A 17610-nucleotide genomic window follows, 5' to 3' on the forward strand; every position below is an offset into this window, starting at 1 on the left:
ATGGGAACCACGGTCGAGGATCAACGGCTCGACGCCTTGTTCACGGCGCTCGGCGATCGCACCAGGCGGGACATCGTCGCCCGGCTCAGCGCGGGCGAGGCGACGGTCAAAGAGCTGGCAGAGCGGTACGCCATGACCATGCAGGCCGTGTCGCAGCACATCCAGGTGCTCGAGCGGTCCGGCCTGATCAGCCGCGGCCGACACCGGCAGACCCGCCCGTGCCGGCTGGAACCGGCGGCGCTGGAAGTCGCAGTCTCGTGGATCGAGGAGAGCCGGCGAACGTGGTCGGAGCGGATGGACCGGCTGGAGACGCACCTCACCCGCCTGCAGGAGAACCCGTGACCGACGACGAACTCGTCTACCGGCGGGTCTTCCGGGCGCCGCGCGAGCTGGTGTGGCGCTGCCTCACCGAGCCCACCGAGCTGGCGCAGTTCTGGGGCCCGCGCGGCATGGCCACCCCGGCCGACGGCATCATCGTCGAGCTCCGCCCCGGCGGCCGCTTCGAGACCCTGATGCTCGGCGCGCACGGCAGCCACCGGATGGTCGCCACCTTCACCGAGGTCGTACCGCCCGAACGGCTCGCCTGGGTCGAGCCGGCGAGCGGGATGCACACCACCAGCACGCTCGACGACCTCGGCGACGGCACCACCGCGGTCGTCATCCATCAGCGGCACGTACCCGAGCCGATGCGCGCGCCCGAAGCCCGCGCCGGCTTCCTGACCTCCCTCGACAAGCTCGAGGATCACCTCGCTCGCCTCATGCAAGGAGACCGATCATGACCGACCTGCAGTCCTGGGTGGCGCCGACCTACGACGGGCTCGCCGATCTCCTCGCCGCCGCTCCGGCCGGCACGTGGGACGCGCCGTCGCTGTGCGAGAAATGGTCGGTACGCCACGTGATCGCCCACGTGACGATGCCGGCACGGCTGACGGCCGAGCAGTTCGGGGCCGAGATGGCGGCGGCGGGCGGGAACTTCACCGTGCTCTCCGACACCGTGGCCGCGCGCGACGCTTCGCTGCCGGTCGCCGACCTTCTCGGCCAGCTCCGATCGCCGGGACTGCACGCGTGGCAGCCGCCGGGCGGCGGCGCGGCCGGCGCTCTGACCCACGCCGTCATCCACTCTCTGGACGTGACGATCGCGCTCGACCGGCCCGCGGTCGCTCCGGCGGAGGCCCTGACCGCCGTCCTCGACCAGCTCGCCGCCGCCGACGGCACCTTGTTCGGGGTGGATCTGACCGATGTCCGGCTCGAGGCCACCGACACCGCCTGGAGCCGGGGAAACGGCCGGCTCCTTCGCGCCGACAGCGGCGCATTGGTGGCACTGCTCAGTGGCCGCGCGCTGCCGGACGGCCGCATCCTCCCCCGCGGCTGACGCGTCACGTCCTACTCGCCGGGCTCCCAGGCGACGAGCTGGTCGAAGATGCGCCAGGCGGCTAGACGGCGGCGATGGCGAGGGTGACGAGCGCCACCAGCGGGGGTCCGGCCTGGAGGGAAGCGGCCGCGGCGAAGCGACGGTCGGTGGCCAGCAACACCGCACCGGCGCCTGCCATGCAGGCGCCGCCGAAACCGATCAGAGAAGCGCCCACAACGGTACGGCCGGACACGATCGCGACGACGCCGACGAGTACGCCGAGGGCCAGGAACAGGTTGTACCAGCCCTGGTTGAACGCCATCGGCCGGATCACGTCGGCGTCGTGCTGCGATGCGATGCCGAAGCGCCGCCAGACCGCCGGGCGGGTGAAACGCAAACTCTCCAGGACGAAGAACTGGACGTGGAGGACGGCGGCCAGGGTGGCGGCGATGAGGGCGACGAGGAGCACGGGGTTCCTTCCGGATATTGAACTGATCGGTTCAGAACGTATACTGAACCGGTCAGTACAGATTCGTCAAGGGGGAACCGTGGCGCGCACCCGGTCGTTCAGCGCGGCGGACGCGGTGCGCGCCGCCCGCGACCAGTTCTGGGAGCACGGGTACGAGGCCACCTCCCTGGCAGACCTCGAACGGGTCACCGGCCTCAACCGCTCGAGCCTCTACCAGGCGTTCGGCAACAAGCGGCAGCTCTTCACCCTGGCGGTGGAGAACTACCTCACCGAGGTGGCGGCCCCCCGGCTGGCGGCCTTGGAGGCGCCCGACGCCACCGAAGCACAGGTGGTCGACTATTTCGAATCGCTGGCCGCCGCGATGGCAAACGCCCCCGGTCGTCTCGCGCGACGCGGCTGCCTCGTCGTGAACAGCATCACCGAGCTCGCGGCCCACGACCCGGAGGCGCATGCGGTCGGCGTCTCCTACCGTGCCCGGCTGCTGGGCGCTTTCACCGGCGCCCTCCCACCGGCGACCGCCGCGCAACAGGCCGAGCTGCTGACCGGCACCGTGATCGCCGTCCTGGTCACCGCCCGGCTGGACCCCGCACAGGCCGCCGCTCTGGCCCGCGCCGCCGCGGCCGAGTTCCGCGCCGGCTGATCGCGGTGCACACTCTTTGGTCACAACCGCTCGAGGTCACCTACGTCAGCGACGAGCCCCCACCCTGCTGCTGCTGGGCGGCGCGACGGTGTTCGCCACCCGCCGTCCTCCTGCGCAACTCCCCTAGGGGTGGGCGGTGTCCGGGTTGTCGAGGATCTCCTGCTCGGCCAGCGCCCGGTAGTCGGCGTACATCTGCTTGTAGCGTGCCGACGCGCCCCGCGTGTCGCCGGCCTCCAGGAGGCGCAGGATGTCCTCGTGGGCGTCGATCACGGTGTTCCACAGACTGTCGGCGATGATCGGCGAGAGACGCATCGTGCGGGACACCACGAGGTCGACCATCGACTGCAACTCGCGGTTGCCGCTCGCCGTGATGACGATGGTGCCGAAGTCGGCCCCCGCCGCCCCGGCCGCCACCACGTTGTCGGCGCGCAACGCCTCGACGAACTCTTTCTGCCGCTGCCGCATGAGATCGACGTGGGCAGGGGTGAGGTTGCCGACGCCCCACTCGAAGCCGGCGCAGGCCAGGACGCTCATCACGTCGATCAGCTCGAGCGCCTTCTTCTGCGTCACCCGGGTGACCTGGCGGGTGCGGTTGGGCGCGATGTCGATGAGGCCTTCGACGGAAAGCTGAGCGATGGCCTCGCGAACCGGCGTGATGCTGACCCCCAACCGCGCAGCCAGCTCCGCGTCCTTGATCACCGTCCCCGGAGGAAGTTCCCCCCTGACGATCTCATCGCGAAGCTGATGGACGACCGCCGCCGTACGGGTCGGCGGGATGACGTGAGACATAGCGGAAGCCTACTCACGGTCACCAGCATCGCCCGGCAGGTACCGTTGGCGGGTGTTCTCACCTCAAGGCCCGTCTCTGCGCGAACTGTGCATCCAGGCGCTGTCCTCGGTCGAACGCGGCTACGACTTGCTGGCTCCGAAGTTCGACCACACACCTTTCCGAACCCCGGAAAACATTCTCGAGGCGACCGCCCATGCGCTGTCCGAAACCGGGCCCTTCGGTACAGGACTGGATGTGTGCTGCGGAACCGGCGCCGGCCTGACAGTCCTCCGGCGACTGTGCGCGCAACAGATCACGGGCGTCGACTTCAGCGCCGGCATGCTCCGCCAGGCACGCACCGCGAATCCGAACACCACATTGGTACGGGCCGACGCGCGCGCTCTTCCTTTCACCGGCGTTTTCGACCTCGCGGTGACCTTCGGAGCCCTCGGACACTTCCTGCCCGCGGAACGACCGGCCCTTTTCGAGGGGGTGTACCGCGCCCTGCGTCCCGGCGGCCTCTTCGCCCTGCCGATCGGTGCGCCGCCACCCCTGACCTCGGTCTGGCATTGGGCGGAACTCGGATTCGACCTGGCCATGGTGGTCCGCAATGCCGTATTGCGGCCTCCGTTCGTCATGTACTACCGCACCACTCCCCTATCCGCGGTACGCCGCGACCTGACGGCAGCCGCTTTCACCGTGGAGTCCATCCCCTTGACCGCCGTGGGCCGGCACAGAGATGGCAGTCCACGCTGCTGGCTCGTCCTAGCGCGTAAGCCGGCAGTGCAGCAACCTTCCGGATAGCCCTTGCTTCGACTCCTACCATGTCGGAGGTGGACACAGCCTCGGGTATCGGTTCAGTCGCCACCCGGATCGGTCTGCTGGCCTTGGCGCTGGGTGCGATCGCCTACCTGATCACCCGGCACCGCGAGAGTCTCAGACGCGCCCTGTCCACCACTCCCGTACTGGGCTGCGCCGAGCTGATCCAGACCACGGACCCACCGCCCCGCGCGATCGTCGTGGGCCGGACGGGCCCGACTCCCACTGGTCCGCTGCTGGCTCCGATTTCCGGGAAAGAGTGTGTCTGGTACCGGGTCGTGGTGATGAGCGGCGGTCCTGGAGCAAGCCGCCGGCACCGCAGCGTCTATCGCTCATCGAACCCGTTCACCGTGACAGATCCCACCGGCGCGGTCGAGGTCGCCCCCCGGCTTGCCGACAGGTATCTGTTCGAGGACGACCTCTATCACGATCTCCCGGTCGAGCTGGTGGAAATCACCTCTCTCGACGCCGGGCCGCATCCCGATGTCCGGGATCGGTTGAGGCAGTACGGCTTTCACGTCACCGGCCACCGCAAAGACGTCTGCGAAATCACCGAGTACCGGATCGCGGCGGACCAGCCGATCACCGTGCTGGGCCGACCCCGCCGCGGCCCGAACGCGAGGGCGCTGACCACGGCCCGAGGCATCTGCGGCGTGGCCGGCCCGCCACTCGACGGGCTGCGCACCAGCGCGCAGTACCACGCGAAGGACATCCGGGAGATCACCCGCGGCGTCGCATCGGGCGGTGCGGCCTTCCTTACCGCCGGCCTGCTGTTGCAAGTGCCGGACTGGCTCACGGGCTAGGCCCGGCAGCAGCGGGCCGCGCCGAGCACAGCGCCCGGAGCAGCAGGACGTCAGTCACCGAAAAGGGCGGGCCCCACCTCCATATCCGCCACTGCATCCGCACCGTACACGTCGGGAGGGGTGCTCATGGCCTTGCCTGGACCGCACAGCGTCCTGGCGCGGCCTCGATATAGTGGCGTCCACCTGTTAGTCAGTGCACCGAACTGCGAGGATTCCCGATGTTCGACAACGAGCCTGCTGCCGAGGCAACGGCACGAATCGACGAATGGGAGCACGCCTTGCAGCGCCGCGCCGAACAGGCTCAGTCGCTTGCGCAGCGCACCGAAGGGCTTTTCGCCACCGCCCGGAGCGACGACCGCCTGGTAGAAGTCACCGTGAGCAGCAACGGGCAGCTCCTGGATCTGCGATTGGACGAGGACATCCGCCACCAGTCGGCAGCCACCACAGCTCGGGAGATAGTGGCAACGCTACGGCGCGCCAGGGCGGACCTGCTGCGGCAATTCGACGAGGCGACTGCCGAAACCATCGGAGCAGACAGCGAGACGGGTCGCGCGCTGATGCGATCGATCAGGGTCCGCCTGGACTCGGTCGATGCTCCACATGACAACCGAGACGGGCCGTGAGCAATCCGGTGAGTCAGCCCGGCGGTGAATTCCAGGTCGATTCGGCGGCCTTGGTCGCCCATGCCGGTGAACTGGACCGTATCGGTGACGACCTCACCACCGCGGCCCAGGCAGGCGAAACGGTCCGGACCGACACCGGAGCTTACGGCCAGCTTTGCCAAATCATTCCCCTGCTGCTCAACGACCTGCAGCAGTTCATGGTGGAGGGCGTATCGACCGCATCTTCGTCCGTCCACGACACGGCCGACGCCCTGCGCTCCGTGGCGGCAGAATACGACGAAGCCGACCGCAGTGCCGCCGACCGGTTGAGAAGAACTCGGTGAGTCGTCGATGACCACTCCGAATCCCCTTGTGGCAGCAGACGCGGGCGGCCCCGTGAGCCCGTGGGCGGGGGTGTGGATCGCCGAGGACATCGAGGCGATCATGGCCGGGGTCGAGAACGGCAGCTGGATCGACGCGTCCATCGGCGCGGTTTCGGCCGGACTGGACGCCCTCGCTTTCGTCTCCGATCCGATCGGTTCGTTGTTGCAGTACGGCGTCGCCTGGATCATTGAGCACGTCAAGCCGCTGTCAGAGGCGTTGGACTGGCTCGCCGGCGATCCCGGCCAGATCGCCGCGCATGCTCAGACATGGCGGAACGTGGCCTCCGCTCTGCAGGACCGAGCCGCCGACCTGGATCGCGCGGTGCGCTGGGACACCACCGATTGGACCGGCAAGGCGGCCGACGCGTACCGCACATGGACGGGCCAGCAGCGGGATGCGGTGGCAGGACTGGCCACCGCAGCTCAGACAATGGCTGCGATCACCGAGGGCGCCGGCGCGCTCGTGGCCGGCGTCCGCATGATGGTGCGCGACGCGATCGCCGTTCTGGTGTCCCGGCTGATCACGTACGCCGCGGAAGAGGTCTTCTCTCTGGGGGTAGCCACCCCCTTGGTGGTCGAGCAGGTCAGCACCTTATGCGCGTCGTGGGGTGCTCGCATCGCCAAGTGGCTTAAAGCTCTGATCACCAGCCTCGAACGATTGAGGGGACTGGCCGGCAAGATGGGCGCCGCAATCGAGGCACTCAAGAAGCTGCTCAGCCGTCTACGCGGCGCGAGGGGCTCGGGACGGACTAATCCCTCAGGGAAGCCCGACCCTCATCGCAAACCGGGCGGTAGGCGCACCGATGCCCATCCAACGAAGAAGAAAGATCGGCCCCTACGGCGCGAGAACGAGGCAGCGGACACCCTGTCGGAGCACGGATTCGACGTGGAGCAGAACCCTCCGCCGAAGCCGAACGGCAAGGAACCGGATTACAAGATCGAGGGCGAGTATTTCGACTGCTACAGCCCGAGCACGAAGAATCTTGACAACATCCGGGACGAGGTGAGCGGCAAGGTCAAAGAGGGGCAAGCCGATCGTTTGATCCTGAACCTAGACGACTGTCCCCGGTCGCTCGACGAGATCCGCGGCGTCCTCGAACGCAAGCCGGTCAATGGTCTCAAGGAGATTTTCGTGGTCAAGGACGGCAAGGTCGTGCCCTTCTACCCGTTCTCCTAGCCCCACAATATTCCCGGATACTCCGACTCTGGCCGAAGGACAGCGATGGCGACCGAGTACACGTATTACAGCGCGGCCGACTTGACCACGGAGGAGCTGCGTTCCGTGGTGGTCGCCGCGCTAAGCGGGTCCATCTCAGCGGACGGCACGGTCGTGCGGGAGGGATTGAGCACTTCGGCGCACCGCGTCGATCGTGGGGACGAGGCGGCGGCGCCACAGCTCTTCGGATTCGCGCACCGCGTGACGTGCCGGTTCCGGTTCTCCGCGACCAGGCCCGACCTGGAGGAACACAACACCGCGCTCATGGTCGGCGCCTTCCTCGCCATCGCCGACCGCACCGGCGCAGACAGCGTCCTCCTGTTCAACGGCGAGGAGGCCGTCCTTCAGAGCGTGGGCGGCGAAGCGGTCTTCGCGGCCGACTGGGAGGACTGGGAAACGCTACCAGAGTTGTCGGCCCTCAGGGTCGGTCGCCGAGTCGCTCAACTCGCACAACCGCTGCTCTGATCACGCGCCCGTCAGCCTAGATGCCGAACCAGAAACTCGCCCGCGGTCGAGAAGGCCTTCGCCTGGTTCTCGCGTTTGGTGAAGCCATGGCCCTCGTCCGGGAAGAGCTCGTACTGAACCTCGACCCCAAGAGCCCGGAGGCGTTCAACTACCTGCTCGCTCTCGGCGCGGGGAACGCGGGGATCGTTGGCGCCTTGCACGACCATCAGCGGTGCCCGAATCCGATCGGCGTAGGTGACTGGCGATCGAGCCATCAGCCGGTCCGCATCGGCGTCGGGATCGCCGAACATGGCCTCCACCAACTTGCGCCAGGTCGGTGGAGACGCCTTGGCCAGGGTGACGAGGTTGCTCGGACCATAGAAGTCGACACCTGCAGCCCAGTTCAGCTCAGGTAGACGGCTCAGGCAGGACAATACGCCGAAGCCTCCGTACGATGCGCCGAAGACGCCGATGCGGCTGGGATCGACCCATTGTTCGCCATGCAGGTAGGCGACCGCGTCGGCGAAGTCGGCGAGGTCGACGCCGCCCCAGTCCTGGAAGATCCGTGTCTGGTAGGACTTGCCGTAGCCCGTTGAACCCCGCACGTTGGGCGCGAGTACGGCGATGCCATGGCCGAGCAAGTATTGGTAGAACCCGTCGTACACGTACGCGGGCATCTCCTGCCAGCTCGGCCCTCCGTGAAGGGACAGCAAAACTCCGACCGGCTGCGTGAGGGTTACCGGCCGGTAGAGGAATGCCGGCACCTCATGGCCGTCGCGAGTCGAATAGTGAACGAGGCTGGGTCCGACGAAGCCCGCCCGATCCGCGTGCACCGGCTTCGCGTCGGTCAGCCAAATCCTTGCCGGTTGTCATGGTGCGGGCACGCAGCTGGGCCGCACCATGGACTCGCACATTCCAGGCGACCACGGAATCGACCGGCGACGTCACCTCCTCGATGTCCCAGTCCGGCGTGTCCCACCAAGACAGGGCGCCGGTGTTCGGGTCCATGACGGCCAGCCCGACGAACTCGCGGCCGGCATTCGTCAGGACCAGGAAGCCGCTGCCGTCGGGCAGCCACGGACCCAACCAGTACGAGTGCGCCTCGTCTTCCGGTGTCAGGCGGACAGCCGATCCCCCGTCCAGGGGCACTACGTACACAAGATGGTCGCTGTTGGTCGTCCGCCACTCCGTTACCGTGAGCCGGCTGCCGTCCGGCGACCAGTGCCCCGCGTGCGCTCGACCGCCGCCCGCATAGATCCGCCGAACGGCCCCGGTTTCCATGTCGCGTACCAGAACGTCCTGGTCCCTGGGGACCCGGTCGTTGGCCGCGTAGGCGAGGTATCTGCCGTCAGGCGAAAAGGGGTTGCCCAGTGCCGCGACAAATTGCGTTCCGGCCGAAGCCGTCAACGCCGCAGGTTCACCACCGGCCAAGGGCACCTGATAAATCTGAGTGCTCTCATCACCCTGGGCGTCTGCCGTGAAGATCAGATAGTCCCCACCGGGATGCCAGGCGACGCGCCGGACGGATGAATCGGTGTACGAGGTGAGCCTGCGCACCTGCCCACCGCCGATCGACTGGATCGTCAGGTTGAACTGGCCTGTCGCGTCGTCGACGTAGGCAACCCACTCACCGTCTGGCGATACCGCAAGCGTGGGAAGAAACCTCAGATCCGGCTGGAAGTCGGGATAGGCAAGCACGCGGGGAGCGTAACGCGAACGCGGAGTGCATGTCGGCGCTGATCTATCTCCTCAGCCGCTGCCCTCCCCGTTGCGGGAATGGCTCACAGAGCAGTCGATGGCGGCCTGCGCCGGCGAGGCCACCGCGACCGATGCCGTACCGGTCACCAGTACGGCCGCCGGCAAGATGCGGCCCAGACCGGCAGCAGGAAGAGCCGGAGGGTGAGTCGGACCCCTCCAGCCATCCCTTCTCAGTACCGGTCGACCGTCGGGATCAACGGGTCGTTCGGGTCGTACTTGCCGGCCGTGACCTTCCACGCCTTCGTGTACGAGCCGTCCTCGAACGACTCCTCGAGGGTGTCGTTGATGAAGTTCCGGAAATCCTTGTCGCCCTTCCTCACGCCGATGCCGTACGGCTCCTCGGTGAAGGCGCTGCCGACCAGCGCGAACTGGTTCTCGTTGGTCGCGAGGAAGCCGGTGAGGATGACGTTGTCGGTGGTGACCGCGTCGACCTTGTCGGCCTTCAGCGCCTTCACGCACTTCGGGTAGGTGTCGAAGAGCACCAGCTGCTCGTTCTTGTCCTGCAGGTACTTCTCGATGTTGGTCGCCGGCGTCGAGTTGGTGACGGAGCAGACCTTCTTCGTGCCGTCCTTGAAGGAGTCGGGCCCGGTGATGTCGGCGTTGTCGTTCTTCACCATGAGCGTCTGGCCGGCGATGTAGTACGGCCCGGCGAAGTCGATGACTTCCTTGCGCTTGTCGTTGATCGTGTACGTCGCCACGACGATGTCGACCTTGTCCTGCTGGAGCACCTGCTCGCGGATGGTCGACGGGGTCTCGACGTACTCGATCCCGTTCAAGGGAATGCCGAGCCGCTTCGCGACGATCTTCGCGATTTCGACGTCGAAGCCCTTCGGCTTGCCACTGGGGCTCATGAGGCCGAAGCCCGGCTGGTCGAACTTCGTGCCCACGCGCAGCTTCTGCGCGTCGCTGAGCCTGCGCATGGTCGAGCCGGCCGCGAAGGTGCCGTCCTCGCCGGCGGAACCGGCGCCGTCCCCGCCGCAAGCGGCCGCGGTCATCGCCAGGGCCAGCGCCCCGGCCGCCGCGGTCAATCGGGTGATGCGCATCGTCATGCTCCTCGTGCTGATACGGCGATCCGATGAAAATTGCTTCGTAGGTCCTCGGCGAGCCGGCCGTCGGCCATGAACACGACCCGGTCCGCCGCGCGCCGGGCGAAGCCCCTCTCGGAGATCACCGCGACCATGGTCATGCCCATCGCGACGCGCTGCTGCCGGCCGCCGGAGAGCTGACCGGGGTACGTGCCAGAAGACGCATGGATCTCCGTCCGAGGGATGGGCCAGCCGAGCGTATTTCCCCGTTCCGCAACTCGCGTCCACATTTCGGCGAGCGCATCGGCACGATGATCGGCTGGTCAGCGGCGAACGGTCAGCCGCCGACTACCCGAAAGGGCCACCGGCTGCCACCAAGCCGGCCACCGCTCGGCACGGTCTGCGCCGTCTTCACCATCGACGCTCAATCGGTTATTTCGGATATACATCACCCAGGTGGTGCCGGCGCGGATCTCAGCACCTGCTGAGCCGACCGTACCGATTGACATCGATCGTCTTCGTCATCCGTGACGCCGGACGGGGGTCGAAATCAAGTCGGCTCTGCGCTAACGTCCGTCCATCTCGAACAGGGGAGCGGACGTGACGAAGTGGTCCCGGCGCGGCATGGCGGCAGCCGGCGCGGCATTGGCGGGCGCCATGTTCCTCGCCGGCCCGGCGTCGGCCGCCCCGCCCCCGGCCCAGGTCGACGAGCGCCTGCTCCTCTACAACGAGAACGGCCAGGCGCCCGTGGCACCCGGTGGCAGCGTCACGTTCGTCATGACGGCGGCCGGCATCCCGGAGCACGTGCCGCAGCATCGCACCGTCGTGCTGGAGCTTCCGGAAGGCGTCACCTTCCGCTCCGCCGGCAACGCGAACGCCTCAGGCCCATGCGTGCCGGACGCCACCGAGCGCAAGGTCACCTGTACGACCCAGGACCCGGTCGACGAGGCACCGGCGACCAACGCCGGCTGGCGGGTCACCACCGACTTCGCCGACGACCTGCCGCTCGGCCAGTACGTCACCGCAAAAGCCACGCTGACCACGGAGATCCCGGATCCGGACCTGTCCAACAACGTCTCCTCCACCGACGTGTTCGTCACGACGAGCGGGGACATGTCCGTCATGATCAGCGCCCCGCCCGGGCCGTGGCAGGTCGGCTCGTCGTTCGACGCGAAGATCAGCGTGCACAACGCCGGCCCGTACCGCTCGCCCGCGGACATGCGCGCGGTGGTCTCGTACAACCTGAGCTACACCGGCTGGCCCGAGGGCTGCGTCGCCGACCCTGGACTGATGTACTGCACGATCCCCGTGGTCGAGGCCGGGGAGACATACAGCTTCACCGTACATTTCAAGGTCATCGAGTTCGAAGAGGGCCGGATCGAGGTGAGCCCGGAGATCACTCCGCTCGCCCCGGACACCGATCCCGCCAACAACAAGGCGACATACCGGGCCGAGATCATCAAGCCGTCGGCTTCCCCGTCGCCCTCGCCCACGGCGTCGCCGACGCCGACGCACCCCGGCGGTGGCACCGGCGGCGGTGAGCCCACCCTGCCGATCACCGGTACGCCGGCCGGCCCGCTCGCCTTTGTCGGCCTGGGCCTGCTCCTTGCCGGTACGGGCGCGCTCTTCGTGTCACGCCGCCGCCGCACCTGAGCGAACCCTCGCGGCGGGCCCGGGGCGCGGCCGGCCGATCAACGCGAGGAATCAGGCGATGAAATGGGCGCGGCGGCGACGCGCGGCCAGCACGCCCGCCCCACCGGCGCCGAGCAACAGCAGGCCGATCCCACCGATCAACCCGGCCGTGGGGCCGGTGACCGGCAGGCGTTCACGGCCGTCCACGATATGAACCTGGCTGATACCGGTAATCGGTGCCACTCCCTTGGCGGAGAAAGTGATGGTCACCTTCCCGGTGTCGCCGACCTTGGCGGTCCTGGCGGCCTTCACCACCACGGGCAGGTACAGCTCGATCGTCTCTCCCTCGAACGAGAGCACTCGCGGATCCGAGCAGATGACCCTCCTCGGTGACGGTTTGACGCATTCGCCGCCGCCGTCGCCCGGAGTGAGCCGAACCCCGGCGACCCCGCTCAGGTGGTAGGTGACCTTCGCCCCCGTGAGCTTCGTCGGGCCCGTGGACCAGAGGCTCGGTCCCAGCGGATCGACGGCGGTGCCGCCCGCCGGCACGTCGATGTCCGGGAAGGCGGCCGAGATCGGATCGCCCTGGTGAACTCCCCCGGCCTGAGCAGGGCCCACCCCGATGGCGAGGAGAACGCCGGCCACTGCCAGCATGCCCGTCAGGCGCCGCGCGTACAGATGCTGCATTGACGTTTCTCCCCCGCTGGTGGATTCCGCCTACGCAGCGTAATGGCGCCGGTGGGAATCTCGGTGGTGAGACACGCCTGTTGCCGCAGCTAAAGCGGGCGGCACACGAACCGGCGAGCGTCGCCGGGTGACACACGGTGCAGAGGCCAGGCCCAGCCGACTTCGCCTGACGATCCGGTTCGTCATCGGTGGAACCAGCGCGCGGGGGTGTCGCCGAGCTCGGCGCGGAATGCGGCGCCGAACGCACTGGGGGTTGCGTATCCCACCCGGGCCGCGACGGCGGTGGCGGTCATGCCGGCCGCGAGGAGTCGCAGCGCCTCAAGCATGCGGAGCCGGCGACGCCACTGCCCGACCGTCATGCCGGTATCGGCGCGGAACACGCGTTCCAGGTTGCGGCGGCTGCTGCCCACCCGGCGCGCAAGGTCGGACACGGAGGCGGTGTCGCCAGGGTCATTCTGGAGGGCCGCGGTGAGGGCGACCGCCAGCGGATCTCGTGGCGCCGGCAGTTGCAGGGGCTCATCGGGCAGTGTCACGAGCTGGTCTGCCAGGACGCCGATCAGGCGGTGGTGCACCGGTTCCGTCAGTCGCAGCGGCGCCAGGCGTACGACGTGCAGGATGAGCTCCCGCACCAGGGGCGGAACGTCGAGCACCCGGCAAGTGGGCAGGAGCGCCAGCGGGTGAGCGAAGTACAGCATGCGGAGCGTCACCCGGCCGGACAGGGCGAGTCGATGACGGACACCCGCCGGCACCCACGCCGCCCTGTGCGGCGGGACGACCCATGATCCGTCCGGAGTGTGCACGGTCAGGACACCGTGCACGGCGTAGACGAGCTGACTCCACGCCGGGTCTTGCGGCAGATCGAGCCGGCCGCCCGGGTGCGATACCGCGTAGCACCGCACATCCGGTTCCGACTCATCGACCACCTGACGCATTTTCGACAGGATACGCCGTGATACCGGTAGTGCGTACCGCGTCGGCGGGCCTAGCGTGCCTGCTTATGAACAAGCTGTCCCACATCGCGATCAACTCCGACGACGTTCCCGCCAGCCGCGCCTTCTACCGGGCGGCCTTCGGCTGGCAGTTCACCGCCTGGGGACCGCCCGGCTTCTACCGGGTGGAGGCGGACGACGCCCACGGGCCAGGCGTGACCGCCGCGCTCCAGCAGCGCCGCCGGCTCCTCGCCGACCATCCGACCACCGGCTTCGAGTGCACCATCGCCGTGGACGACATCGACCGGGTCGAGAAGGCTGCCCTGGCAGCCGGCGGCCGGCTGCTCATGCAACCCACGACGATCGCCGGAGTCGGTCATCTGGTGTGGCTCGCCGACCCGTCCGGGAACGTGGTCGGCGCCATGCAGTACGACAAGAACGCCGAATAGCCGTCCGAAAAGCTTGCCGGCCACAGGTACCCGCGGATCAGCCGGTGGCCGTGACGCGCAGGGCGTCCACCGCGGCGGTGGGCTCCGCCGCTCCGTCCGGTCCGGTGTCCGCGGCACCGCCGATCGCCAGCACCGTGCCATCGGTTTCGGCCGCGGCGGAGAGACTGCACCGGCCGGTGGGGAGCTGGGCCGCCAACAGCCGCCACCGTCCGATGGCCGGGTCGTACACCTCCGTGGTACGCCGGAGCTCGACCAGGACGCCGCCGGCGAAGTGGCATCCACCGATCACCGCGATCCGGTTGGAGCGTCCGGATCCGAACACGGTCACGCCCGGCAGACCGCGGTCCTCGTGCATGGCGGCCACGCTGCGCCAGGTGCCGGAGCGCGGGTCGTAGCGGTCGACCAGCGGAACCGTGTCGTCGGCGGCGTTCTGGCCGCCGATCGCGTACAGGTAACCGCCGACCGCCGCGAGCCTCAGCCGGCCACGCGCAGAAGGCAGCGGCGCGATCGGTGTCCAGCGCCGCAGGCGCGGCTCGTAGGCGAGCGCCGTCGCGGTGACCTCCTCGTCATTGCCGACGGCAAGGTAACCGCCGGCTACATAGAGGACGCCGTCAAGCACGGCGGCTCCCGCCGCGGCCCGCCCCGCCGGGAGCGAGGGTCCGGCCGACCAACCGCCGGTCCTCGGGTCGTAGATCTCCACCACGCCGACCGGTGGATCACCGGCGTCATCGCCGCCGATGACCCAGACCTTGCCGCGCAGCACGGGTCCCCCGGCGTTGGCCCGGCCGGTCGGTATCGGTGAGAGGAGGTGCCAGGCACCCGTACCCGAGCGGGCCTCGACCGAGGTGAGCTGCTCCGGATCGTCGAAGTTGAAGCCCGCGGCCACCCAGGGGTGGCCGTCGACGGTCGCGTAGGCCGCGCCGACCCGGGCGACGTTCAACGGTGGCCGCGACGTCCATTGCGCCGGCGGGGCGGCGTTGGCGGCACCGCCGCAGAGAACGATGGCGAGGGCCATCCCGGACATGTTCCCGCCGGTCCGCGAGTCCTATCCCGCGAACGGTCGACACCGGACACCCCGCTGGTGCCCATCGCTGCAGCCGCGTCGGTCACGGCTGGCCGCAATCGGGCTCAACCAACGGCAGCCGGCAGCCGGCAGCCCGCGACGATCGCCCACCCGGGCCGGGCGATGCGGGGGTTAGCCCCCGGGACGGGATTCGAGATTTCCGGCTGGTGCGGACATCGAGGATCTTCGTACTGTCGGGGCACAGTCGCCTTCCCCGAAAGGAACCTTGACGTGAGCGCACATTCCGCAGTCCGAAGCGCGGTGAGATGGCGGACGATCGTGGCGGCCGCTACGGTTAGCGCGACGCTCGCCACTACGGTCGGCGGTGGTGCCGCGTCAGCCACGTCGCAGGCCTCGGATCACCGGTCCACGGCCACGGTGCTGCAGCAGGGCCTTGACGATCTGCACGGCCTCGGCATATCCGGCACGCAGGGCCTGGTCCGCGACCGGAACCGGGTCACCGTGGCCCGCAGCGGGGTGGCCGACCTGGACACCGGCGCGTCGATGCCGATCGACGGGTACCTGCGGATCGGCAGCGACACCAAGACGTTCGTGTCCGTGGTGCTGCTCCAGCTCGTCGGTGAAGGCCGCATCGGGCTGGACGACCCGGTCGAACGCTGGCTGCCCGGTGTTGTCGACGGCAACGGCAATGACGGCCGGCGCGTCACCGTACGCCAGATCCTGCAGCAGACCAGCGGCCTGTACGACTACACGAACGACCTCGCCGTGCTGAACTCGGCCGGGGAATTCCGGGCGCACCGCTACGACCACTACACCGAGGCGCAGCTGGTGGCGATCGCGATGCAGCACCCGCCGATGTTCGCCGCCGGCACGCGGTGGGGCTACTCGAACACCAACTACCTCGTGGTCGGGATGCTCATCGAACGGGTTACCGGGCACTCGTGGCACACCGAGGTGCGCTCGCGAATCCTGCTGCCGCTGCACCTGACCCGTACCTTCTACCCCGGCGACCGGCCGACCCTGCCCAAGCCACACGCCGAGGGGTACAAGCAGTTCGCGCCGGACGGACCGCTGGTCGATACGACCGTCGTCAATCCGACCGTGGCGGGCTCGGCCGGCGGCCTGGTCAGCACCACCACCGACATGTCCCGCTTCTGGCAGGCGGTGGCGCGCGGCCGGCTGTTGCGGCCGGGGCAGGTGGCCGAGATGAAGCAGACCGTGCTGGCCGAGGACTTCCAGCAAATCCGGGCCGGCATCCGCTACGGGCTGGGCATCATGTGGGTCCCTAACCGGTGCGGCGGCTACTGGGCGCACTGGGGCGGCATGCCCGGGATGGAAATCCTCGAGGCGGTCACCCCGGACGGGCACCGCTCGACGGTCTTGTACCTGGCCACCGACCTGTACCAGGACCGCGTACCACCAGTCATGCAGCGGGGGATGGCACTGCTCGACGATCTGATCTGCGGGTGACAGCTCATCGCGAAACGGCCGGCGCTGACGTCGCTTGTGAGGGCGGCGTGCGAAGGGGGTTGTGCGGCAGGATGGCGGGCATGGCCGTACGCAAAGTGATCATCGCCGGTGGTGGCGTCGCGGGGACCGCGACCGCGCTCGCCCTCCTGAAGGCCGGCATCGAGGCCGAGGTGTACGAGGCGCACCCTTCCGGCGGCGCGGATGCCGGCGCGTTCCTCACCGTGATGCGCAACGGCATGGCCGCGCTCGCGGAGATCGGCGCGGCCGAGGCGGTGGACGCGGTGTCGTTCCCGGCCCGGGCGGTGGCGTTGCTCGACGCTCAGGGCCGGCGGCTCGGGCACCGGCCGATCGAGGGTCCGGCCCGATCACTCACGCGCGCCGCGCTCTACCGGGCGTTGCAGGAGCTCGCCACCACTCGAGGCATCGGGGTGCACCACGGCAAGCGGATGACCGGAGCCTCGAGCGGCCCTGACGGCATCGAGGTCAGGTTCGCCGACGGCAGCCGGGTCACCGGAGACGTACTGGTCGGGGCGGACGGCATCCATTCCCGGACCCGCCGCCTCATCGATCCGGACGCGCCCGAACCCCGCTACTCCGGGCAGCACGTCGTGTACGGATACGCGCCCGGCAACCCGGCCGGTCTCGACCTGGACGAGTACCACATGATCCGCGGCAGCCGAGCGTTCTTCGGCCTCACCGCGCCCGGCGGCGACGGCCGAACCTGGTGGTTCGCCCGCGTCCACGGCGAGGAACCGGCCGCGGGACTCAGCCCGGATCAGTGGCGCGACCTGACCCTGGAGATGTGCCGCGACGACGCCACCCCCGCCCATGCGCTGATCGAGGCCTCCGGCGCGGACATCGTGGGCGGCGACTCCTTCGACATCCCGACCACCCCGCATTGGCACAACGACCGCATGGTCCTGGCCGGCGACGCCGCCCACGCCGCGGTCCCGGCCGCCGCCCAGGGCGCGTCGATGGCCATCGAGGACGCCGTGGCTCTGGCCACGGCGCTGCATGACCACGACGACCCGGCGACCGCCTTCGCCGCCTACGAGAACCGCCGCCGTGCCGAGACGGAGGAGACGGTCGCCGCGAGCGCCCGGCTGGGCTCCCGGTGAGGACGGTCGCGCTGGACGCACC

22 protein-coding genes and 1 pseudogene are annotated in these 17610 nt (G+C 68.9%); 14 read left to right on the forward strand and 9 right to left on the reverse strand.

Features of this window, described 5'->3' with window-relative positions:
- Genes AB0368_RS08615 through AB0368_RS08625 form a run of 3 tightly spaced genes read left to right on the forward strand, consistent with a single transcriptional unit; the run spans window position 1 to window position 1372 of the window.
- Window positions 1-342, forward strand: coding sequence for a metalloregulator ArsR/SmtB family transcription factor (locus tag AB0368_RS08615; RefSeq protein ID WP_366153180.1), 342 nt, complete (start codon window positions 1-3; stop codon window positions 340-342).
- Entirely contained in the window at window positions 339-779 is a 441-nt protein-coding gene (locus tag AB0368_RS08620) for an SRPBCC domain-containing protein (protein WP_366153181.1), read from the forward strand. Before AB0368_RS08615 ends, AB0368_RS08620 begins: the two co-directional genes overlap by 4 nt.
- Window positions 776-1372: a maleylpyruvate isomerase family mycothiol-dependent enzyme gene (locus AB0368_RS08625; protein WP_366153182.1), complete on the forward strand. Its 597-nt coding sequence runs from the start codon at window positions 776-778 to the stop codon at window positions 1370-1372. The genes AB0368_RS08620 and AB0368_RS08625 overlap by 4 nt, the downstream gene beginning before the upstream one ends.
- Before the next feature lie 61 nt (window positions 1373-1433).
- Here the strand turns inward: AB0368_RS08625 and AB0368_RS08630 are convergent, their stop codons facing one another.
- A complete protein-coding gene (locus AB0368_RS08630; RefSeq protein ID WP_366153183.1) occupies window positions 1434-1820 on the reverse strand; it encodes a DUF1304 domain-containing protein in 387 nt (128 codons plus the stop codon).
- 79 nt (window positions 1821-1899) lie between these two features.
- Between AB0368_RS08630 and AB0368_RS08635 the strand changes: the two genes are divergently transcribed.
- The gene (locus AB0368_RS08635; protein WP_366153184.1) at window positions 1900-2460 is read left to right on the forward strand and encodes a TetR/AcrR family transcriptional regulator; all 561 of its coding nucleotides are present in this window, start codon (window positions 1900-1902) and stop codon (window positions 2458-2460) included.
- 123 nt (window positions 2461-2583) lie between these two features.
- On the opposite strand, the gene AB0368_RS08640 is transcribed toward AB0368_RS08635, so the two are convergent.
- Window positions 2584-3249 carry a GntR family transcriptional regulator gene (locus AB0368_RS08640; RefSeq protein ID WP_366153185.1) on the reverse strand — a complete coding sequence of 222 codons (666 nt, stop codon included), beginning with the start codon at window positions 3247-3249 and terminating at the stop codon, window positions 2584-2586.
- Window positions 3250-3301: 52 nt separating this feature from the next.
- On the opposite strand from AB0368_RS08640, the gene AB0368_RS08645 reads away from it, so the two are divergent.
- From AB0368_RS08645 to AB0368_RS08670, 6 genes are all read left to right on the forward strand, one after another.
- A complete protein-coding gene (locus AB0368_RS08645; RefSeq protein WP_366153186.1) occupies window positions 3302-4033 on the forward strand; it encodes a methyltransferase domain-containing protein in 732 nt (243 codons plus the stop codon).
- A 29-nt stretch (window positions 4034-4062) separates the two neighbouring features.
- On the forward strand, window positions 4063-4851 hold the full coding sequence (locus tag AB0368_RS08650; protein ID WP_366153187.1) for a hypothetical protein: 789 nt from the start codon (window positions 4063-4065) through the stop codon (window positions 4849-4851).
- Window positions 4852-5069: 218 nt separating this feature from the next.
- Window positions 5070-5474 carry a YbaB/EbfC family nucleoid-associated protein gene (locus AB0368_RS08655; RefSeq protein WP_366153188.1) on the forward strand — a complete coding sequence of 135 codons (405 nt, stop codon included), beginning with the start codon at window positions 5070-5072 and terminating at the stop codon, window positions 5472-5474.
- On the forward strand, window positions 5471-5797 hold the full coding sequence (locus tag AB0368_RS08660; RefSeq protein WP_366153189.1) for a type VII secretion target: 327 nt from the start codon (window positions 5471-5473) through the stop codon (window positions 5795-5797). Before AB0368_RS08655 ends, AB0368_RS08660 begins: the two co-directional genes overlap by 4 nt.
- A gap of 7 nt (window positions 5798-5804) precedes the next feature.
- Window positions 5805-7013 (forward strand): hypothetical protein, encoded by a 1209-nt coding sequence (locus AB0368_RS08665; RefSeq protein WP_366153190.1) that lies wholly within the window; start codon window positions 5805-5807, stop codon window positions 7011-7013.
- Between the two features lie 45 nt (window positions 7014-7058).
- Window positions 7059-7517, forward strand: a complete 459-nt coding sequence (locus tag AB0368_RS08670; protein ID WP_366153191.1) for a SitI3 family protein — start codon at window positions 7059-7061, stop codon at window positions 7515-7517.
- Window positions 7518-7528: 11 nt separating this feature from the next.
- On the opposite strand, the gene AB0368_RS08675 is transcribed toward AB0368_RS08670, so the two are convergent.
- The 4 genes and pseudogenes from AB0368_RS08675 to AB0368_RS08690 form a co-directional block, all read right to left on the reverse strand.
- Window positions 7529-8329 carry an alpha/beta fold hydrolase gene (locus AB0368_RS08675; RefSeq protein ID WP_366153192.1) on the reverse strand — a complete coding sequence of 267 codons (801 nt, stop codon included), beginning with the start codon at window positions 8327-8329 and terminating at the stop codon, window positions 7529-7531.
- Window positions 8262-9194, reverse strand: coding sequence for a hypothetical protein (locus AB0368_RS08680; RefSeq protein ID WP_366153193.1), 933 nt, complete (start codon window positions 9192-9194; stop codon window positions 8262-8264). The genes AB0368_RS08675 and AB0368_RS08680 overlap by 68 nt, the downstream gene beginning before the upstream one ends.
- Before the next feature lie 230 nt (window positions 9195-9424).
- Window positions 9425-10297 carry a glutamate ABC transporter substrate-binding protein gene (locus AB0368_RS08685; protein WP_366153194.1) on the reverse strand — a complete coding sequence of 291 codons (873 nt, stop codon included), beginning with the start codon at window positions 10295-10297 and terminating at the stop codon, window positions 9425-9427.
- Window positions 10298-10347: 50 nt separating this feature from the next.
- Window positions 10348-10488: pseudogene (locus tag AB0368_RS08690) on the reverse strand (amino acid ABC transporter ATP-binding protein); the annotation flags it as partial.
- 391 nt (window positions 10489-10879) lie between these two features.
- Between AB0368_RS08690 and AB0368_RS08695 the strand changes: the two are divergent.
- Window positions 10880-11932, forward strand: a complete 1053-nt coding sequence (locus AB0368_RS08695; RefSeq protein WP_366153195.1) for an LPXTG cell wall anchor domain-containing protein — start codon at window positions 10880-10882, stop codon at window positions 11930-11932.
- A gap of 51 nt (window positions 11933-11983) precedes the next feature.
- Here AB0368_RS08695 and AB0368_RS08700 read toward each other — a convergent pair whose 3' ends face one another.
- Both AB0368_RS08700 and AB0368_RS08705 read right to left on the reverse strand, forming a co-directional pair.
- Window positions 11984-12598: a hypothetical protein gene (locus AB0368_RS08700; RefSeq protein ID WP_366153196.1), complete on the reverse strand. Its 615-nt coding sequence runs from the start codon at window positions 12596-12598 to the stop codon at window positions 11984-11986.
- Window positions 12599-12780: 182 nt separating this feature from the next.
- A complete protein-coding gene (locus AB0368_RS08705; protein WP_366153197.1) occupies window positions 12781-13530 on the reverse strand; it encodes a helix-turn-helix transcriptional regulator in 750 nt (249 codons plus the stop codon).
- Between the two features lie 65 nt (window positions 13531-13595).
- Here AB0368_RS08705 and AB0368_RS08710 point away from each other — a divergent pair, with 65 nt between their 5' ends.
- Window positions 13596-13976: a VOC family protein gene (locus AB0368_RS08710; protein WP_366153198.1), complete on the forward strand. Its 381-nt coding sequence runs from the start codon at window positions 13596-13598 to the stop codon at window positions 13974-13976.
- A gap of 37 nt (window positions 13977-14013) precedes the next feature.
- Here the strand turns inward: AB0368_RS08710 and AB0368_RS08715 are convergent, their stop codons facing one another.
- On the reverse strand, window positions 14014-14991 hold the full coding sequence (locus AB0368_RS08715) for a hypothetical protein (protein ID WP_366153199.1): 978 nt from the start codon (window positions 14989-14991) through the stop codon (window positions 14014-14016).
- A 279-nt stretch (window positions 14992-15270) separates the two neighbouring features.
- Between AB0368_RS08715 and AB0368_RS08720 the strand changes: the two genes are divergently transcribed.
- A complete protein-coding gene (locus AB0368_RS08720; protein WP_366153200.1) occupies window positions 15271-16470 on the forward strand; it encodes a serine hydrolase domain-containing protein in 1200 nt (399 codons plus the stop codon).
- 80 nt (window positions 16471-16550) lie between these two features.
- Window positions 16551-17588, forward strand: coding sequence for an FAD-dependent monooxygenase (locus AB0368_RS08725; RefSeq protein WP_366153201.1), 1038 nt, complete (start codon window positions 16551-16553; stop codon window positions 17586-17588).
- The last annotated feature ends 22 nt before the right edge of the window (window positions 17589-17610 follow it).

It is taken from the genome of Actinoplanes sp. NPDC051475 (assembly GCF_040689425.1).
GTDB lineage: Bacteria > Actinomycetota > Actinomycetes > Mycobacteriales > Micromonosporaceae > Actinoplanes.